The following is an 18,733-nucleotide window of genomic DNA, read 5'->3' as shown; positions in this document are numbered from 1 at the left end:
GAACGTCGGGGGCAGACGGCAAGCTGGCCGGCGGTGATTTCTCACCGCCGGCCAGCTTGAGCCACTGCGTTACGCCCGCGGCTTCTCGCGCATCTCGTACGTCGCGATGACGTCGTCGACCTTGATGTCGTTGAAGTTTCCGAGGTTGATACCACCCTCGAAGCCTTCGCGGATCTCGGTGACGTCGTCCTTGAAGCGACGCAGACCGGAGATGGTGAGGTTCTCCGCGATGACCTTGCCGTCGCGGACGAGGCGCGCCTTGGTGTTGCGCTTGACCTCGCCCGAGCGGACCAGGACACCGGCGATGTTGCCCAGCTTGGACGACTTGAAGACCTCGCGGATCTCCGCCGTGCCGAGCTCGACCTCCTCGTACTCCGGCTTGAGCATGCCCTTGAGGGCCGCCTCGATCTCCTCGATGGCCTGGTAGATCACCGAGTAGTACCGGACGTCGACGCCCTCGCGCTCCGCCATCTGCGCCGCGCGGCCCGCAGCGCGGACGTTGAAGCCGATGACGATCGCGTCGGAGCCGGTCGCCAGGTCGATGTCCGACTCGGTGACCGCACCCACGCCGCGGTGCAGGACGCGGATGTCGACCTCGTCGCCGACGTCGAGCTGGAGCAGCGAGGACTCGAGAGCCTCCACCGAACCGGACGCGTCGCCCTTGATGATGAGGTTGAGTTCCTGCACCAGACCGGCCTTGAGGGCCTCGTCCAGGTTCTCCAGGGAGAACCGGACACCCCGGCGGGCGAAGTTGGCGTTGCGCTCGCGCGCCGCGCGCTTCTCGGCGATCTGACGTGCCGTGCGGTCCTCGTCGACAACCAGGAAGTTGTCGCCGGCGCCCGGGACGTTGGTGAGACCCAGGACCAGGACGGGGGTCGACGGACCCGCTTCCTCGACGTTGTTGCCGTTGTCGTCGAGCATCGCCCGGACACGGCCGTACGCGTCGCCGACAACCATCGTGTCGCCGATGCGCAGCGTGCCGCGCTGGACGAGGACGGTCGACACGGCACCGCGGCCACGGTCGAGGTGGGACTCGATCGCGATGCCCTGCGCGTCCTGCTCCGGGTTGGCCCGCAGGTCGAGCGAGGCGTCCGCGGTCAGGACCACGGCCTCGAGCAGCTGGTCGATGTTCAGACCCTGCTTGGCGGAGATGTCGACGAACATCGTGTCGCCGCCGTACTCCTCGGCCACCAGACCGAACTCGGTGAGCTGACCGCGCACCTTCGTCGGGTCGGCGCCCTCGACGTCGATCTTGTTGACCGCGACCACGATCGGCACGTCGGCCGCCTTGGCGTGGTTCAGCGCCTCGATCGTCTGGGGCATCACACCGTCGTTGGCCGCCACCACGAGGATCGCGATGTCGGTCGACTTCGCACCACGGGCACGCATGGCGGTGAACGCCTCGTGACCCGGAGTGTCGATGAAGGTGATGCGACGCTCTTCGTCGTTGACCTCGGTCGCGACCTGGTACGCACCGATGTGCTGCGTAATACCGCCGGCCTCGCCCGCGACGACGTTCGTCTTGCGGATGGTGTCGAGCAGTCGGGTCTTACCGTGGTCGACGTGACCCATGACGGTCACGACCGGCGGACGCGCGACGAGGAACTCCTCGCCACCCTCGTCCTCGCCGAACTCGATGTCGAAGGACTCGAGCAGCTCGCGGTCCTCCTCCTCCGGGCTGACGATCTCGACGACGTAGTTCATCTCGCCGGCGAGCAGCTGGAGGGTCTCGTCGGAGACGGACTGCGTGGCAGTGACCATCTCGCCGAGGTTCATCATCACGGCGACGAGCGACGCCGGGTTGGCGTTGATCTTCTCCGCGAAGTCGGTGAGGGAGGCACCGCGCGACAGGCGGACGGTCTGTCCGTTGCCGCGAGGCAGCATCACGCCGCCGACCGACGGGGCCTGCATGGCCTCGTACTCCTGGCGCCTCTGCCGCTTCGACTTGCGACCACGACGCGCGGGACCGCCGGGACGACCGAAGGCGCCCTGCGTGCCACCACGGCCACCGGGACCACCCGGACGACCGCCGAAGCCGGGACGGCCACCGCCGCCACCGCCGGGACCACCGGGACGACCGGCGAAGCCGCCGCCGCCACCACCGGGACCACCCGGACGACCGGCGAAGCCGCCACCGCCGCCGCCACCGGGGCGACCGGCGAAGCCGCCGCCGCCCGGACGACCGCCGCCACCGGGACCGCCGGGACGACCGCCGCCACCGGGACCACGGCCACCGGGGCCACCGCCGCCGGGACGCGGGCCGGCAGCAGGACGCTGCGGCATCATGCCCGGGTTCGGACGGTTACCGCCGGGGGCGCCGCCAGGGCCACCGGCAGAACGGGGCGCCTGCGGACGGGGCATGCCGCCCGGAGTGGGACGGGCACCGCCCGGACCGCCCTGGGGACGCGGAGCGCCACCGGGACCGCCCTGCGGACGGGGACCACCCTGACCCGCGCCCTGGGGACGCGGACCGCCCGGGGCGCCTGCGCCGCCGTGTCCGCCGGGACCAGGACGTGCGCCGCCCGGACGGGGCGTCTGCGGGCGCGCCATACCGGTGGAGCCACCAGAGGTGAACGGGTTGTTGCCTGGACGCGGGCCGGCCGGACGAGCGCCGGGACGCGGAGCCTGGCCGCCGGGACGCGGGGCGCCCTGACGGTCGCCGCGATCGGGACGGTCGCCGCGGCCCTGGCCGGGACCGGCCGGACGTGAACCGGGACGCGGGGCCTGGCCACCGGGGCGCGGGGCGCCCGGACGGGGACCTGCGGCGGGAGCCGCGGGGGCCGACGGGGGCGCGGTGAACTCGGCCGCGACCGGAGCCGGAGCCGCCGGAGCGGGCTTCGGGGCGGGCTTGGGACCCGGGGTCGGACGCGGGCCCGGAGCAGCCGGAGTGACCGGCGCAGCCGCGGGCTTCTCAGCCGCGGCCGGCTTCGGGGCCGGCGGGCGCGGGGCAGCCGGACGGGCGGCCTGCGCGGGAGACGGGGCTGCCGGCTTGGCCGGGGCAGCCTTACGAGCGGGGGCGGGCTTGCCGCCTCCGTTGCCCTGCTGGAGGGCATCGGTCAGTTTGCGTACAACGGGCGCCTCGATCGTCGAGGACGCCGAACGGACGAATTCACCGAGCTCTTGGAGCTTGGCCATGACGACCTTGCTCTCAACCCCGAACTCCTTGGCGAGTTCGTATACCCGGACCTTAGCCACTTCGCTCCTTTTAGGTCCGGGTTGCGTCCGGACCGTCGCTACTTCATGGGCGTACTCATCGCGTGCTCATCGAGTGCTCATCGCAATCTCGACCTACTTCCAACTCGCGGGGTACCAGGGCCGCACGGGGGTTCCGTACGACGCGTCTTACGGTGTTGCCTGCTCGACGTAGTGGCGCAACGCCTTTGTGTCGAGCGTCCCCGGGGCACGCAGCGCCCGCAAGAACGCCCGGCGGCGGACCGCCAGGTCGAGACAGACCAGGGCGGGGTGCACATACGCACCCCGGCCGGGCAGCGTACCGCGATGATCGGGGACACATTCGCCCTCGACCGCCACGATGCGCAGCAGATCCTTCTTGGCCGCTCGCTCCCGGCACCCCACACAGGTGCGTTCAGGGCATGCGCGGGCTCGCGTCCGGCCAGACACTCTTAAGTCTACCTCCCCGTACCGACCTCACCCCTTTGGGGCATGAATCGAACGGTTGTTGTCGTGATCTGAGCCACCTGCGGCTTGGATCTATTCCCCGGCCTACTCGGCAGGCTGTTCGGTGTCCGGACGGATGTCGATCCGCCAGCCGGTCAGCCGGGCCGCGAGACGGGCGTTCTGCCCCTCTTTCCCGATCGCCAGCGACAGCTGGTAGTCGGGGACCGTCACCCGCGCGGAGCGGGCGGCGAGGTCGACGACCTCGACCTTGGAGACACGGGCCGGGGAGAGCGCGTTCGCCACCATCTCGGCCGGGTCGTCCGACCAGTCGACGATGTCGATCTTCTCGCCGTTCAGCTCGGCCATCACGTTGCGCACACGGCCACCCATGGGGCCGATGCAGGCGCCCTTGGCGTTCAGGCCGGAGCGCGTGGACCGGACAGCGATCTTCGTACGGTGACCGGCCTCGCGGGCGATGGCGGCGATCTCGACGGACCCGTCGGCGATCTCCGGCACCTCGAGCGCGAAGAGCTTCTTCACCAGATGGGGGTGCGTGCGCGAGAGGGTCACGGACGGACCGCGTACACCCTTCGCCACCCGAACGACGTACGAACGCAGCCGCAGACCGTGTTCGTAGTTCTCTCCGGGGACCTGCTCCTGCACCGGCAGGATGGCCTCCAGCTTGCCGATGTCGACGAGCACGTTCTTCGGGTCGCGGCCCTGCTGGACCACACCGGTGACGATGTCGCCCTCGCGGCCCGCGTACTCACCGAGCGTCGCGTCGTCCTCTGCGTCACGCAGACGCTGCAGGATGACCTGCTTGGCGGTGGTCGCGGCGATCCGGCCGAACCCGGACGGGGTGTCGTCGAACTCGCACGCCTCCTGCCCCTCCTCCAGATCCTCGGGATCCTCCTTCGCCCACACGGTCACGTGGCCGGTCTCCCGGTTGAGCTCCACGCGCGCGTGGCGGCGGCTTCCCTCGGTGCGGTGGTAGGCGATGAGGAGGGCCGACTCGATCGCCGCGACCAGCAGGTCGAAGGAGATCTCCTTCTCCCGTACCAAGCCCCGCAGGGCACTCATGTCGATGTCCACGGCTACGCCTCCTCTGCGTTCTCTTCGTTCTTGTTCTTACGGCTGAACTCGACCTGGACGCGCGCCTTGGCGATGTCCTCGAAGGCGAGCCGCTTGGCGGTGGGCTTGCGCCCCTTCACGCCCGGCACTTCGACGTCGATGCCGTCGTCCTCGACCGTCAGGATGCGGGCGACCAGTTCGCCGCCCTCCGTCAGTTGGAACCTCACCAGGCGGTCGGTGGCGCGTACGTAGTGACGGTGCTCCTTGAGCTCGCGCTCCGCACCGGGGGTTCCGACCTCGAGGGTGTACTCGCCCTCGCCCATCGCGTCCGTCTCGTCGAGCTTCGCCGAGAGCGCGCGGCTCACATCGGCGATCGCGTCCAGATCGGCACCTTCGTCGGAGTCGACGACCACACGGAGCACCCGCTTGCGTCCGACCGAGTCCACCTCGACCTCTTCGAGTTCGAGTCCCTGAGAGCTGACGAGCGGTTCCAGCAGTTCTCGCAGCCTCTCCCTCTGGGTGGTGCTCATCCGGGTGACTCCTCGGCCGCGTGTGCTGTTGTGGGTAGGTCGTGTGTCAGGTCAAAGGGTATCCGGTCGTAGGGGGTGTTGCCGTCCATCGGAGCAGGGGTGTGGGTGCGGTGGGTGTTTCGTCCCCGCTGCCCTGCCTACGGTGAGGGCTTGTCGCGCTGCCCCCGGGGACGATGGGGCTCCCCCTGCTCGAGCGACGCCGAGAGTTCGGGGGACGGTAGGGGCGGAGGGGGTCAAATAGCCCGGCGGGGCGCCCTTGTGGGAGAGCCGCTGGCCAGTGATCGACCGGTGCGCGGGTACCGTGATCACGGGCGTCTCGCCCTCCCTTTCGTACGAGCCCTACGAGGACGTCTGTCGTGCCGTTCACCCTGCCGTCGCGCACCCCGTCGGGACCGCGCCGAAGGACCCTGCTCGCGTCGGCCGCGGGCACCCTCGTGCTCGCGGGCTGCTCCACCCCCGAGTCGTCCACCGACACGACGGGCGGCAGCCCCTCGGTCGCGGACCGGGCACGCGCGCGTGCGGCCCGCGACAGCGAAACACTGGCCGGCCACTACGCCGCCGTGATCGCCGCGCATCCGGCACTGGCGGAGCGGCTGCGCCCGCTGCGCGCGGAGGTCGTACGGCACGCACGGGCATTCGGGGGTGCCGACGGCCGACCGGGGGCGTCCTCCTCGGCTTCGGCTTCGACATCGGCTTCGGGGTCCGCGTCTGCGTCCGCGTCGACGCTCCCGAGCGCCTCCCCCGCCGTACCGGCGAACCAGAAGGACGCCCTCGGCGACCTCGCTTCCGCCGAGCGCACCCTCGTGGACGAGCGCACGAAGGCCCTGCTGGAGGTCCCGGGAGAGCTGGCCAGGCTGATGGCCTCGGTGGCGGCGGCCGGGGCCGCGCACGCGTTTTTGCTGACGGAGGGGGCGAAGTGAGCGGGATCGACGAGACCAAGGGCACCAAGCGCGCCAAGCGGTCCGATGACGTCTCGGCGGCCAAGGAGGCCGAACTCAAGGCGCTGCAGGCCGCGCTGGGGGCCGAGCACGCCGTCGTCTACGGGTACGGCGTCGTCGGCGGCAAGATCGCCGAGAGCCGGCGGAGCGAGGCCCGGGCGGCGTACGACGCCCACCGGGCACGCCGGGACGAACTGGTGCGTGCCGTAGGCGACCTGGGCGGCAAGCCCGAGGCCTCGGCGGCCGCGTACGCGCTGCCGTTCGCCGTGAAGGACTCCGCCACGGCCGTGCGACTCGCGGCCGAGCTGGAGGAACGGGTGGCCGGGGTGTACTCCGACCTCGTACGCGCCTCCACGGGCGACCAGCGACGCACGGCCGCGGAGGCACTGCGGGAGGCGGCGGTGCGGGCGGTGCGCTGGCGCGGCGAGAGCGTAGCCTTCCCTGGGCTCGCCGAGCGGGCGGCCACCCCGTCCGCGTCGGCGCCCTCGCCGACGTAACGCGACCTGGAAGGAAACAACTCGCGCATGGCTTTCGAACCGCCGCCGCGCCTCGTGCGGGCGCTCGGCGAGACGCAGCACAACGGGGACGGCGGGGCCGGCGACTGGCTGGAGAGGTTGCCCGAGCTGGCCCAACAGGCCGTGGATCTACGCGAGTTGACGGTGGAGCGGGTGCAGGCGCCGGGTGGGCGCAGCAGCCTGGTGATGCTGGTGCGGCAGATCGACGGGACGCCCGCCGTGCTGAAGCTGGCGCCCGAGCGGGCCCGTCCGGAGAGCGAGCGGGCCGCGCTCGCCCACTGGGACGGACGGGGCGCGGTCCGGCTCCTCAATCCCGGTGACACGCATGGGGTACTGCTGCTGGAGCGGTTGCATCCCGAGATGTCCGTGCGGTCGCTGCCCGAGGCGAAGGCCCTGCTGGAGGCGGCGGGAACGCTGCGGCGGCTGTGGGTCGAGCCGCCCGCCGCCCATGTCTTCGAGACCGTGACCGAGCGGACCGGTCGGCAGGCCGAGGCGATGCGGGCGACGGCGAGTGCCGACGCAGAGATCGGCCCCTTGGTCGACGCGGCGCTCGCGGCCCGCGAGGAGCTGCTCGCCGAGCCGCCCGCGGAGCGGCTGCTGCACGGCACCTTTCGGCAGAGCAAGGTGCTCGCCGGTGAGCGCATGCCCTGGCTGGCCGTGGGTCCCGACCCGGTGGTCGGCGAGTGCGCCTTCGACCTGGCCAGGCTGGTCCGCGACCGGGTGGAGGACCTGATCGCGTCTCCCTCGGGGGCGTCGATCACCCGCCGACGCGTCAAGCGGCTCGCCGAGTCCCTGGAAGTGGACCAGGAACGGCTGCGGGGCTGGACCCTGTTCCGGGCGGTCGAGTCGGGTGTCCGGGCGCGCCGGGTCGGGCGTCCGCGGGACGCAGAGCTGCTGCTGGAGTTCGCGGGCTGGCTCTGACCGCTGTCCGACGGGTTTCCGATCGCTGTCCGAAGGCGGCGGCGATGGGCCCGCTCGCTGCCTGTCATGGCTGCTCCCCTCCGAATGACGCTCTGTCACGTCCTACGGTCGGGGAGCAGCCTGAGAGAAGTCCGTGCGGCGCCCATGCGCCTCGGAAGAAGTCTCCGAGAGACGCCTTCGATCACAGACTTCAACCACTGCCGGGCTTCGGCAGTACTTCGAACCGCCGCGGTTATGCCGTCAGGCGGGCGATCGCCTCGTCGACGGTCAGCTCCTCGCGCTCGCCGGTCCGGCGGTCCTTGAGCTCCAGGACGCCCTCGGCCGAGCGGCGTCCGGCGACCAGGATCTTCGGTACGCCGATGAGTTCGGCGTCGGTGAACTTCACGCCCGGGGAGACGCCGGCGCGGTCGTCCACCAGGACGCGGACGCCCGCGGCGCCCAGCTTCTGTGACACGTCGAGCGCCAGCTCGGTCTGCAGGGCCTTGCCGGCGGCGACCACATGGACGTCGGCGGGGGCGATCTCCTTGGGCCAGCACAGGCCCTGCTCGTCCGCCGACTGCTCGGCCAGCGCCGCCACCGCGCGGGAGACGCCGATGCCGTACGAGCCCATGGTCACGCGGACCGGCTTGCCCTGCTGGCCGAGGACGTCGAGCTGGAAGGTGTCGGCGTACTTGCGGCCGAGCTGGAAGATGTGGCCGATCTCGATGGCGCGGTCCAGCTTGAGGCCGGTGCCGCACTGGGGGCAGGGGTCGCCCTCCTCCACCACGACGACGTCCAGGTAGTCGTCGACCTCGAAGTCGCGGCCGGCGACGACGTTCTTCGCGTGCGTGTTGATCTTGTTGGCGCCGGTGATCCAGGACGTGCCGGGGGCCACCCGCGGGTCGGCGATGTAGCGGACCTTCTCCAGGCCCTGCGGCCCCACATAGCCGCGTACGAGGTCGCCGCGGCCCTCGAAGTCCTCGGCGGTGACGAGTTCGACGACGGCCGGGGCGAGGTGCTCGCCCAGCTTGCCGAGGTCGACCTCGCGGTCACCCGGGACGCCGACGGCGACGATCTCGCCGTCGACCTTGACCAGGAGGTTCTTGAGGGTGGCGGAGGCCGGGACGCCGAGGTGCTCGGCGAGGGTCTCGATGGTCGGGGTGTCGGGGGTGTCGAGCTCCTCGACGGGGCCGTGCTCCGCTTCCACGGGCGTCAGCTTGAAGGTGACGGCCTCCGTGTTGGCCGCGTAGTCGCAGGCCGGGCAGTCCACGAAGGTGTCCTCACCGGCGGCGGCGGGGGCGAGGAACTCCTCGGACGCCGAGCCGCCCATCGCGCCGGAGACCGCCGACACGATGCGGTAGTCCAGCCCCAGGCGCGCGAAGATCTTCTGGTAGGCCTCGCGGTGCAGGCGGTAGGACTCGGCGAGCCCCTCGTCCGTGGTGTCGAAGGAGTACGAGTCCTTCATCTGGAACTCGCGGCCGCGCAGCACGCCGGAGCGCGGACGGGCCTCGTCGCGGTACTTGGTCTGGATCTGGTAGAGCATGACCGGCAGGTCCTTGTAGGACGCGACCTGGTCCTTCACGACGAGGGTGAAGATCTCCTCGTGGGTCGGGCCGAGCAGGTACTCGCCGCCCTTGCGGTCCTTGAGACGGAAGAGGAGGTCGCCGTACTCCTCCCAGCGGGCCGACGCCTCGTACGGCTCCTTGGGCAGCAGGGCCGGGAGCAGGACTTCCTGCGCCCCGATGGCGTCCATCTCCTCGCGCACGACCCGGGAGATGTTGTCGAGGACCTTCTTGCCCAGCGGCAGCCACGTCCAGATGCCCGCGGAGTTCCGGCGCACGTAGCCGGCACGGACGAGCAGCTTGTGGCTGAGCGTCTCGGCGTCTGCCGGGTCGTCACGCAGTGTCTTGACCATCAAACGGGACATGCGCTGGACCTGGGCCATGATTCTTGACTCCTGCTGCGTAAGGGTGATGGAAGCGAGGTTAGCCGGGCGGTCCATCCCGGTGGAAATCGGTTAACGCCTGCGGAGCGGCAGAGGGGCGCCCATCACGGCGTACGGCTTGGGTGCGCTGGGGAAGAGGACCTGCCGCGCGAGGTCCTCGTAGCCCAGGGAGTGATACAGGCCGCGGGCCGGGCTGTCGGTGTCGATCGCGGAGAGGATCGAGCGGGGCTCGGCGGCGCTGTCCGTGATGCCGGTGATCAGGCGGCGGCCGATGCCGCGGTTCTGATAGCGCGGGTGGACGTGCAGCTCGGTGATCACGAAGGCGTTGTCGAGCCAGTCGTCGTAGCCCTGGCCGCGCAGATACGGCTCGACGACGGTGGACCACCAGTGCGTACGGTCGTTGGGCATGCCGTAGACGAACCCGACGAGCCGTCCGTCGGGCGTCGTCGCGCCGAGCGCGCGCGCTCCCGGGTACGTGAGGTGACGCAGCACGATCTGACGTCGTACGGCGATCTCCTCGGCGCCCAGCCCGAAGGCCAGGGCCTGTACGGCGAGCGCCTCGTCGACGCGCGCGGCGAGATCCAGCGGGCCGATGACCACGTCGTCGGGGTTGCGGTGGCCCTGACCGGGAAAGCGCAGCATGCCCGGAGACTACAGGTCGGGTACAAGCGTCAGAACGGCACTTCGGAGGGGGCTAGGGGGCTTCTGATGGATCTCCGCGGCGTCGCGACGCCCGGCACGCACTCTCGCCGCACCGGGCGAAAGCCCCTAGTAGCTCCGCTACGAGGACTTCCGCCCGGCACGCCGCGAGCACGCACCGAACGCCGCTCCTTCTTCCACGGAGATCCATCAGAAACCCCCTAGAACAGCACGCTCATGAACGCGCCGACCTCCTGGAAGCCCACGCGGCGGTACGTGGCGCGGGCGGCCGTGTTGAAGTCGTTGACGTACAGGCTGACGACCGGGGCGACATCGGTGAGGGCGTACCGCATGACGGCGGCCATGCCGGGGGCGGCCAGGCCCTGCCCGCGGTATTCGGGCGCGATCCAGACCCCCTGGATCTGGCAGGCCTGCGCGGTCGCGGCGCCGATCTCCGCCTTGAAGACGACCTTGCCGTTCTGGTCTATGCGGGCGAACGACCGTCCGGAGCCGACGAGTTCGGCGACGCGTGCCTGGTAGAGCAGCCCGCCGTCACCGGCGAGCGGCGAGACGCCGACCTCCTCGGTGAACATCGCCACGCACGCCGGCATGATCGTCTCCATCTCGTCCTTGCGGATGCGGCGGACGTACGGATCCGGGGCGATGTCGGTGGGGAGCCGGTCGGTGACCATCAGGGGCTGGTGGGCGCGGACCTCGCGGGCGGGGCCCCAGCTCGGTTCGAGCAGCCGCCACAACTGGGCGGTGGGCTCGGCGGGGCCGACGATCGAGGAGCAGCGGCGGCCGGCCCTTCTCGCGCGGTCGGCGAAGCCGCGCACGGCTCGTGAGGTGGCGCCGATCGGTACCAGGTTGGCGCCCGCGTAGCACAGGGACTGCAGCATGCCGTCCTCGTACCAGCCCCACATCTCTCCGCCGAGTCGCCATGGGTCGAGCCCTGCGACCTGCACGCGGGAGGCGACGAACGCGTTCGCGACCGGCTCGCGGTCGAGGACGGCGAGCGCGGCGTCCAGGTCACTCGGTTCGAGGATCCTGGTGGTCGTCTGGGTCAACAACGGGGCGGCTCCATCACTCCTTGCGGGCAACGACAGCCCATCGAACACCCTGCTAGCGTCGGCGTGTGCTCGTTCGCGAGCACCGGTCGGGGCTTGACCGTCGCGTCACTGCGAGAAGCCCCTCGGGGTGGAGTCACACGGTCTGCTGATCTCCGTACTCTAACCGGAGATACCGAGCGGCACCGCACGCAGAGGACTCGGGCGCCACCTCCGGAGGGGCACCCGGGTCCCCCGCGCCACAAGGCAGGTCAGTCGGCCACCGACACCGAAGGCTCGCCGGAGGCGATACCGGCGGCCTCCATCTCCTCCGCGATCTTCATCGCTTCCTCGATGAGGGTCTCCACGATCTTCGACTCGGGCACGGTCTTGATGACCTCGCCCTTGACGAAGATCTGCCCCTTCCCGTTGCCGGAGGCGACACCGAGGTCAGCCTCGCGGGCCTCGCCGGGCCCGTTCACCACGCACCCCATGACGGCCACGCGCAGCGGCACCTCCATGCCGGTCAGACCGGCGGTGACTTCCTCGGCCAGCTTGTAGACGTCGACCTGGGCGCGCCCGCAGGACGGGCAGGACACGATCTCCAGACCACGCTGCTTGAGGTTGAGGGACTCCAGGATCTGGAGGCCGACCTTGACCTCCTCGACGGGGGGCGCGGACAGGGAGACCCGGATCGTGTCGCCGATGCCCTCGGAGAGCAGCGCGCCGAAGGCGACGGCCGACTTGATGGTGCCCTGGAACGCGGGACCGGCCTCGGTCACACCGAGGTGCAGGGGGTAGTCGCACGCGGCGGCGAGCTGCCGGTAGGCGTTGACCATGACCACCGGGTCGTTGTGCTTCACGGAGATCTTGATGTCGCGGAAGTCGTGCTCCTCGAAGAGGGACGCCTCCCACAGCGCGGATTCGACGAGAGCCTCGGGCGTCGCCTTGCCGTACTTCTGGAGCAGCCGCTTGTCGAGGGAGCCCGCGTTGACGCCGATCCGGATCGGGGTGCCCGTGTCCTTCGCGGCCCGCGCGATCTCCTTGACCTGGTCGTCGAACTGCTTGATGTTGCCGGGGTTGACGCGGACGGCCGCGCAGCCGGCGTTGATCGCCGCGAAGACGTACTTCGGCTGGAAGTGGATGTCCGCGATGACGGGGATCTGGGACTTGCGGGCGATGGTCGCGAGGGCATCGGCGTCGTCCTGCGTGGGGCACGCGACCCGCACGATCTGGCAGCCGGACGCGGTCAACTCGGCGATCTGCTGGAGCGTGGCGCCGATGTCCGACGTACGCGTCGTCGTCATCGACTGCACCGACACCGGTGCGTCTCCACCCACGGCGACGGTTCCGACCTGGATCTGGCGGCTCTTGCGGCGCTCGGCCAGCTTGGTCGGAACGGACGGCATGCCGAGAGAAATCGCAGTCATCTGCTGTGCAACCCCAAGTTGTGGATCAAGGTCCCGGAATCGTGGGCTCCAGGCTTCGAGATTACGGCACGGGCACACGCCCGAGCACATCACGCCCCTAAACCCACCCATTGGAGGGCGGCCGGACACCTATGGTGTCCGGCCGCCACAAACAGCGTCTTACTAGGAGATTTTCACCGGGTTAACCACGTCCGCGATGAGCACCAGAATCGTGAAGCAGACGAAGATTCCGGCCACCACGTACGCGACGGGCATCAGCTTCGCCACGTCGAACGGGCCCGGGTCGGGCCGCTTCAGGACCTTCGCCGTGTTGCGCCGCAGCGACTCCCACACCGCACCCGCGATGTGCCCGCCGTCGAGCGGGAGCAGCGGGAGCATGTTGAAGAGGAAGAGGGAGAGGTTGAAGCCGGCGACGAGCAGCAGCATCATCGCGACCTGCTGGGACGGCGGGATGTCGAGGGTGAAGACCTCGCCGCCGACCCGGGCCGCGCCGACCACGCCCATCGGGGAGTCGGCCTTGCGCGGGCCGTCACCGAAGGCCGCGTTCCACAGGTCGGGGATCTTGCCGGGCAGCGCGACCAGCGACTCGACGCCGTTCTGCATCATGTCGCCCATGCGGTCCACGGACTGTCCGAAGGACTGCTGGACGATGCCGGAGGCGGGCGTGAAGCCGAGGAAGCCGGCGTACACGTACTTGCCCTCGACATAGCCGCCGTTGCCATCGGTCTTGCTGACCTGGTTCTTGATCAGGTGGGCGGACAGGTCGACCTGCTGACCCTTGCGCACCACCGTGATCGTGACGTCCTTGCCGGGGTTGGCGCGGATGTCGGACTGGAGAGTGGACCAGTCGTCGACCGCCTTGCCGTTGAAGGAGACGATCTTGTCGCCGCCCTTGAGCCCGGCGGCCTTGGCGGGTGCGTCCTGGTCGCCGCTCTCGCACTTGGTCCGGTTCTCGCTCTGCTGGATGACGCAGTCCGAGACCTTGCCGACCGTGGTGGTCTGGGTCTGCACGCCGAACGTCATCATCACGCCGAGGAAGATCACCACGGCCAGGATGAGGTTCATGAAGGGGCCCGCGAACATCACGATCACGCGCTTCCACGGCTTGCGCGTGTAGAAGAGACGGGTCTCGTCACCGGGCTTGAGCTCCTCGAAGGCGGCCGACCTGGCGTCCTCGATCATGCCGCGGAAGGGCGAGGTGGAGCGGGCCTCGATCTTGCCGTCGGGGCCGGGCGGGAACATCCCGATCATGCGGATGTAGCCGCCGAGCGGGACCGCCTTCACCCCGTACTCGGTCTCGCCCTTCTTCCGCGACCAGATCGTCGGGCCGAAGCCGACCATGTACTGCGGCACGCGGATGCCGAAGAGCTTGGCCGTCGACAGATGTCCCAGCTCGTGCCAGGCGATCGAGATGAGCAGGCCGACCGCGAAGACGACTATGCCGAGGATCATCATCAGGGTCGTCATGCACGAGCCTCCGCGGTTGTCGTCTGTGCTGTCAGTTCACGGGCCCGGGCGCGCGCCCAGGTCTCCGCTTCGAGGACGTCCGCGACGGTCAGGGAAGTTCCCGTATCCGGTGTGCCGTGTTCCTCGACCACCCGTGTGACAGTCTCCATGATCCCGTTGAACGGCAGTGTGCCCTTCAGGAACGCGTCCACGCACTCTTCGTTGGCCGCATTGAACACCGCCGGGGCCGTACCCGCGAGCTGCCCGACATGCCGGGCGAGTCCGACCGACGGGAACGCGTCGGTGTCGAGCGGGAAGAACTCCCAGCTCGACGCCTTGGTCCAGTCGAAAGCGGGCGCGGCGTCCGGCACCCGCTCGGGCCAGCCGAGCCCGATGGCGATCGGCCCGCGCATGTCGGGGGGCGTCGCCTGGGCGATCGTCGATCCGTCCGTGAATTCCACCATCGAGTGGACATACGACTGAGGGTGCACCACCACCTCAATGCGATCGAAGGGAATGTCGTAGAGGAGGTGCGCCTCGATGACTTCGAGTCCCTTGTTGACCAGGGTCGCGGAGTTGATGGTGATGACCGGGCCCATGGCCCAGGTGGGGTGGGCCAGGGCGTCCTCGGGGGTGACGTCCGCCAGTTCGGCCTTCGTGCGACCCCGGAAGGGGCCTCCGGAAGCGGTCACGACGAGTTTGCGGACGTCGGCGCGGGTGCCCGAGGCGAGGGCCTGGAAAAGCGCCGCGTGCTCGGAGTCGACCGGGATGATCTGGCCCGGCTTGGCCAGTGCCTTCACCAGCGGGCCGCCGACGATGAGCGACTCCTTGTTGGCGAGCGCGAGCGTGCGGCCCGCCTCCAGGGCGGCGAGGGTCGGGGCGAGGCCGATGGAGCCGGTGATGCCGTTGAGCACGGTGTGGCAGTCGGATGCGGCGAGTTGGGTGGCGGCGTCCGCGCCCGCGAGGATCTCGGGGAGCGGCTCCCCCGCTCCGTACTGCGCCGTCAGCGCCTCGCGCAGCGCCGGTACGACGTCCTCGCGTGCCACGGCGACCGTCCGCACGCGCAGCCGGTGGGCCTGCTCGGCGAGCAGTCCGACCCTCCCGCCGGCGGCGGAGAGCCCGGTGACCCGGAACCGGTCGGGGTTGCGCAGCACGAGGTCGATGGCCTGGGTGCCGATCGAGCCGGTGGAGCCGAGGATCACGACATCCCGGACTCCGTCCACGGGGTCGAAGACAAGATGCGGATCAGCGAGGGGGGCTGGACTGTCGCTCATCCCTCCATTGTGGCCGCAACGCGTCCCCGGCAGGACAGGGTGCCCCTTTTTTCGCCCCCTCCGCCCCTACCCTCCCCCATCGTCCCTGGGGGCTCCGCCCCCCGGACCGCCGGTAACGCGCTGACGCGCTCGTCCTCAAACGCCGGACGGGCTGACATCAGCCCCTCCGGCCGCCTGTCACCGCTTGCGGCGGCGGCGTGCCTTGGTCCTGGCGGGGCGCGTGCCGCCAGGCCGTTCGGTTTCGGGCACGGTGTCGGTGGGGCGGTCCTGCGGTGGTTCCGCCGAAGGGAAGTGGCCCTCGACCACGCCCTCCGCGGTGTCCAGCGTGGGCGCGGTGAAGTGCAGGCCGTCGGTGGGCCCGCGCCCCGTCCCGGCGCCCGGAGCCGCGGCGTCGAGATTGAAGACGTAGCCGACGGACTCCTCCTTGATGGCGTCGGTCATCGCGCCGTACATGTCGAAGCCCTCGCGCTCGTACTCGACGATCGGCTCCCGGCCGAGGGTCCAGCGCAGGCCTATGCCGTCGCGGAGGTAGTCCATCTCGTAGAGGTGCTCGCGCCATTTGCGGTCGAGGACGGAGAGGACGACGAGGCGTTCCAGGTCGCGCAGCGCCTCGGCGCCGAGCTCGGCCTCGCGCTCCTCGTACCGGGCGTGGATGTCGCCCGTCACCGCGTCGATCAGGTCGCCCGCGGTGAGGTTCGCGCGGTCACCGGCCTCCTCCTCCAACTCCTCGATCGTGATCCCCATGGGGTACAGCTGCTTGAGCGCGCCCCACAGCCGCTCCAGGTCCCACTCCTCGGCGAAACCCTCACTGGTCTCCTGCTCGATGTACGCGCGGACGGTGTCGTCCATGAAGTGCAGGATCTGTTCGCGCAGATCCTCGCCCGCGAGGACCCGGCGGCGCTCGGCGTAGATGAGGGTGCGCTGCCTGTTGAGGACCTCGTCGAACTTCAGGACGTCCTTGCGGGACTCGAAGTGCTGCTGCTCCAGCTGGGCCTGGGCGGAGGCGATGGCGCGGGTGACCATCTTGTTCTCGATGGGTACGTCGTCGGGGACGTTCGCCATGGACATCACCCGGTCCACGACGTTGGCGCGGAACAGTCGCATCAGGTCGTCCTGGAGCGAGAGGTAGAAGCGGGAGGCGCCGGGGTCGCCCTGACGGCCCGAGCGGCCGCGCAGCTGGTTGTCGATGCGGCGTGACTCGTGGCGCTCGGTGCCGAGGACGTAGAGGCCGCCGAGCTCCTTGACCTCGTCGTGCTCGGCCGCGACTCCGGCGGTGATCCGGTCGAGCACCTTCTGGCGCTCCTGCGGATCCGCGTCCTCCGCGGTTTCGGCGAGCGCCATCGCCTCCGGGTTTCCGCCGAGCATGATGTCGGTGCCGCGGCCCGCCATGTTCGTGGCCACGGTGACCGCGCCCCTGCGTCCGGCCTGGGCGACGATCTGAGCCTCGCGCTGGTGGTTCTTGGCGTTGAGGACCTCGTGCCGGATGCCCTGCTTCCTGAGCCGCGCGGACAGCACCTCGGACTTCTCGACGGAGGTGGTTCCCACCAGGATCGGCTGGCCCTGCTCGTGCTTCTCGGCGATGTCGGCGAGGATCGCCGCGTACTTCGCCTCCTCGGTGCGGTAGATCTGATCGGGGTCGTCGCGGCGGACCATCGGCCGGTTCGTGGGGATCGGGACGACGTGCAGCTTGTAGATCTGGTGGAACTCGGCGGCCTCGGTCATGGCGGTGCCGGTCATGCCGGCGAGCTTCTCGTAGAGACGGAAGAAGTTCTGCAGGGTGATCGTGGCGAGCGTCTGGTTCTCGTCCTTGATCGTCACGCCTTCCTTCGCCTCGATGGCCTGGTGCAGCCCTTCGTTGTAGCGGCGCCCCGCGAGGATGCGGCCGGTGTGCTCGTCGACGATGAGCACCTCACCGTCCACGACGACGTAGTCCTTGTCCCGCTTGAAGTGCTCCTTGGCCTTGAGCGCGTTGTTCAGGTGTCCGATGAGCGGGGTGTGGTCGGACTCGTAGAGGCTGTCGATGCCCAGCTGGTCCTGGAGGAAATCCACTCCGGAGTCCAGGATCGCCACCGTGCGCTTCTTCGGGTCGTACTCGTAGTCGTACTGGGTCCGCAGCTCGGCGAGACGGTCCTTGTCCACCTGGGTGGTGAACTGCTCCTCCTGCACGAGAACGCCCTTCATCCGCAGCGCGAACGCGGCGAAGGACTCGTACCAGTGCGTGGGCTGATCGGCCGGACCGGAGATGATCAGCGGGGTGCGCGCCTCGTCGATGAGGATCGAGTCGGCCTCGTCGACGATCGCGAAGTGGTGGCCTCGCTGCACCAGTTCGTCCTGGGACCACGCCATGTTGTCGCGCAGATAGTCGAAGCCGAACTCTGTGTTGGTGCCGTAGGTGATGTCACAGGCGTACTGAGCGCGCCGCTCGGCCGGGGTCGACTGCGTCTTGATCACACCGACGGTCAGCCCCATGAACCGGTAGGCGCGCCCCATCCACTCGGCGTCCCGCTCGGCCAGGTAGTCGTTGACCGTGACGAGGTGAACTCCCTTGCCGGTCAGGGCGTTCAGATACACCGGAAGCGTGCCGACCAGGGTCTTTCCCTCGCCGGTCTGCATCTCGGCGATGTTGCCGGAGTGCAGCGCCGCGCCGCCCATGATCTGTACGTCGAAGTGGCGCATGCCGAGAGTGCGCCGGGCCGCCTCGCGCATCGCGGCGAAGGCCTCCGGCAGCAGGTCGTCCAGGCTCTCGCCGCCCGCGTACCGCTCCTTGAACTCCGGGGTGAGCGCCTGGAGCTCTTCGTCGGTCAGTGAGGTGAACTCCTCCTCGAGGGAGCCCACCTGTTCGGCGATGCGCTCGAGGCGGCGGAGCAGCCTGCCCTCGCCGGCGCGCATGATCCTGCCGGTGATGGCGTCCAGACCTTTACCTGCCATGGGAAATTCCCCCAGAACTGAGCACAACTAAACGGCGTCCACGAGCATCCGTATCCAGCGATTGGCCCGCTGGAGAATGAGGACGCCCTGTTGATTCGCTTTGATCACTTCGCGCAGTACGGGGTCCTCGACCAGGTCGAGCGCGGCGCGGAAGAGCTGCTGAATGACGGGCCGTTCGCCGGGCCGTCCGGAATCCAGCAGGCCGTCGATGTCGCGGAGGTCGATTCTCCGGATACGCAGGGCGTCGAAGGAGGCCACGGGCGGCCGCGGCACCTCGTCGACCACGGACAACGCGCAGTCGTTGAGGAGGACCGCGAGCGCGTCACGGTGCCCGTCGAAGGTCTCCGGCGCAGCTTCGCGCAGCTTCTGCGCGAGCGGCTGCACCTCATTGCGCACGGTGCGCAGCGCCCGTACGAGATCCATCTCGTTCAGCTGCCGCCACGCCTCCCCGCG

The 18,733-nt window shown here is 69.8% G+C and carries 15 protein-coding genes; 3 read left to right on the top strand and 12 right to left on the bottom strand.

Annotated elements, in window-relative coordinates:
• Positions 1-69: 69 nt before the first annotated feature.
• From infB to rimP, 4 genes are all read right to left on the bottom strand, one after another.
• Entirely contained in the window at positions 70-3,195 is a 3,126-nt protein-coding gene (gene infB / locus IEY95_RS28850) for a translation initiation factor IF-2 (protein WP_189189074.1), read from the bottom strand.
• Positions 3,196-3,342: 147 nt separating this feature from the next.
• Complete coding sequence (locus IEY95_RS28845; RefSeq protein WP_189189073.1) at positions 3,343-3,621, bottom strand: YlxR family protein; 279 nt, start codon at positions 3,619-3,621, stop codon at positions 3,343-3,345.
• A 102-nt stretch (positions 3,622-3,723) separates the two neighbouring features.
• Positions 3,724-4,710, bottom strand: a complete 987-nt coding sequence (nusA, locus tag IEY95_RS28840) for a transcription termination factor NusA (protein WP_189189072.1) — start codon at positions 4,708-4,710, stop codon at positions 3,724-3,726.
• Between the two features lie 2 nt (positions 4,711-4,712).
• Positions 4,713-5,219: a ribosome maturation factor RimP gene (gene rimP, locus IEY95_RS28835; protein ID WP_189189071.1), complete on the bottom strand. Its 507-nt coding sequence runs from the start codon at positions 5,217-5,219 to the stop codon at positions 4,713-4,715.
• 356 nt (positions 5,220-5,575) lie between these two features.
• On the opposite strand from rimP, the gene IEY95_RS28830 reads away from it, so the two are divergent.
• The 3 genes from IEY95_RS28830 to IEY95_RS28820 are packed head-to-tail and all read left to right on the top strand — an operon-like array spanning position 5,576 to position 7,593.
• The gene (locus IEY95_RS28830; protein ID WP_189189070.1) at positions 5,576-6,139 is read left to right on the top strand and encodes a hypothetical protein; all 564 of its coding nucleotides are present in this window, start codon (positions 5,576-5,578) and stop codon (positions 6,137-6,139) included.
• Between the two features lie 5 nt (positions 6,140-6,144).
• Positions 6,145-6,654 (top strand): ferritin-like domain-containing protein, encoded by a 510-nt coding sequence (locus IEY95_RS28825; protein ID WP_189189108.1) that lies wholly within the window; start codon positions 6,145-6,147, stop codon positions 6,652-6,654.
• 27 nt (positions 6,655-6,681) lie between these two features.
• On the top strand, positions 6,682-7,593 hold the full coding sequence (locus tag IEY95_RS28820) for an aminoglycoside phosphotransferase family protein (protein WP_189189069.1): 912 nt from the start codon (positions 6,682-6,684) through the stop codon (positions 7,591-7,593).
• Between the two features lie 232 nt (positions 7,594-7,825).
• Here the strand turns inward: IEY95_RS28820 and IEY95_RS28815 are convergent, their stop codons facing one another.
• The 8 genes from IEY95_RS28815 to IEY95_RS28780 all read right to left on the bottom strand — a co-directional run bounded on the left by IEY95_RS28815 (position 7,826) and on the right by IEY95_RS28780 (position 18,703).
• The gene (locus IEY95_RS28815) at positions 7,826-9,517 is read right to left on the bottom strand and encodes a proline--tRNA ligase (RefSeq protein ID WP_189189068.1); all 1,692 of its coding nucleotides are present in this window, start codon (positions 9,515-9,517) and stop codon (positions 7,826-7,828) included.
• Between the two features lie 72 nt (positions 9,518-9,589).
• Positions 9,590-10,159, bottom strand: a complete 570-nt coding sequence (locus IEY95_RS28810) for a GNAT family N-acetyltransferase (RefSeq protein ID WP_189189067.1) — start codon at positions 10,157-10,159, stop codon at positions 9,590-9,592.
• A 218-nt stretch (positions 10,160-10,377) separates the two neighbouring features.
• Entirely contained in the window at positions 10,378-11,226 is an 849-nt protein-coding gene (locus IEY95_RS28805) for a GNAT family N-acetyltransferase (RefSeq protein ID WP_189189066.1), read from the bottom strand.
• 248 nt (positions 11,227-11,474) lie between these two features.
• Positions 11,475-12,632 (bottom strand): flavodoxin-dependent (E)-4-hydroxy-3-methylbut-2-enyl-diphosphate synthase, encoded by a 1,158-nt coding sequence (ispG, locus tag IEY95_RS28800; protein WP_189189065.1) that lies wholly within the window; start codon positions 12,630-12,632, stop codon positions 11,475-11,477.
• A 162-nt stretch (positions 12,633-12,794) separates the two neighbouring features.
• Positions 12,795-14,099, bottom strand: a complete 1,305-nt coding sequence (locus tag IEY95_RS28795; protein ID WP_189189064.1) for a M50 family metallopeptidase — start codon at positions 14,097-14,099, stop codon at positions 12,795-12,797.
• Complete coding sequence (gene dxr / locus IEY95_RS28790) at positions 14,096-15,352, bottom strand: 1-deoxy-D-xylulose-5-phosphate reductoisomerase (RefSeq protein WP_189189063.1); 1,257 nt, start codon at positions 15,350-15,352, stop codon at positions 14,096-14,098. The genes IEY95_RS28795 and dxr overlap by 4 nt, the downstream gene beginning before the upstream one ends.
• A gap of 177 nt (positions 15,353-15,529) precedes the next feature.
• Positions 15,530-18,280: a preprotein translocase subunit SecA gene (gene secA, locus IEY95_RS28785; protein ID WP_189189062.1), complete on the bottom strand. Its 2,751-nt coding sequence runs from the start codon at positions 18,278-18,280 to the stop codon at positions 15,530-15,532.
• A 27-nt stretch (positions 18,281-18,307) separates the two neighbouring features.
• On the bottom strand, positions 18,308-18,703 hold the full coding sequence (locus IEY95_RS28780) for a hypothetical protein (protein WP_189189061.1): 396 nt from the start codon (positions 18,701-18,703) through the stop codon (positions 18,308-18,310).
• Positions 18,704-18,733 lie beyond the last annotated feature (30 nt).

It is taken from the genome of Streptomyces albiflavescens (genome assembly GCF_014645835.1).
In the GTDB taxonomy this organism is placed as follows: domain Bacteria; phylum Actinomycetota; class Actinomycetes; order Streptomycetales; family Streptomycetaceae; genus Streptomyces; species Streptomyces albiflavescens.
This window is presented reverse-complemented; position numbering and strand designations above follow the sequence as displayed.

Bases quoted from the DNA above. Each gene is read 5' to 3' on its own strand.
- secA (WP_189189062.1), bottom strand. From the start codon at position 18,280: ATGGCAGGTAAAGGTCTGGACGCCATCACCGGCAGGATCATGCGCGCC.
- rimP (WP_189189071.1), bottom strand. From the start codon at position 5,219: ATGAGCACCACCCAGAGGGAGAGGCTGCGAGAACTGCTGGAACCGCTC.
- IEY95_RS28815 (WP_189189068.1), bottom strand. From the start codon at position 9,517: ATGGCCCAGGTCCAGCGCATGTCCCGTTTGATGGTCAAGACACTGCGT.
- dxr (WP_189189063.1), bottom strand. From the start codon at position 15,352: ATGAGCGACAGTCCAGCCCCCCTCGCTGATCCGCATCTTGTCTTCGAC.
- IEY95_RS28810 (WP_189189067.1), bottom strand. From the start codon at position 10,159: ATGCTGCGCTTTCCCGGTCAGGGCCACCGCAACCCCGACGACGTGGTC.
- IEY95_RS28795 (WP_189189064.1), bottom strand. From the start codon at position 14,099: ATGACGACCCTGATGATGATCCTCGGCATAGTCGTCTTCGCGGTCGGC.
- ispG (WP_189189065.1), bottom strand. From the start codon at position 12,632: ATGACTGCGATTTCTCTCGGCATGCCGTCCGTTCCGACCAAGCTGGCC.
- IEY95_RS28820 (WP_189189069.1), top strand. From the start codon at position 6,682: ATGGCTTTCGAACCGCCGCCGCGCCTCGTGCGGGCGCTCGGCGAGACG.
- IEY95_RS28780 (WP_189189061.1), bottom strand. From the start codon at position 18,703: ATGGATCTCGTACGGGCGCTGCGCACCGTGCGCAATGAGGTGCAGCCG.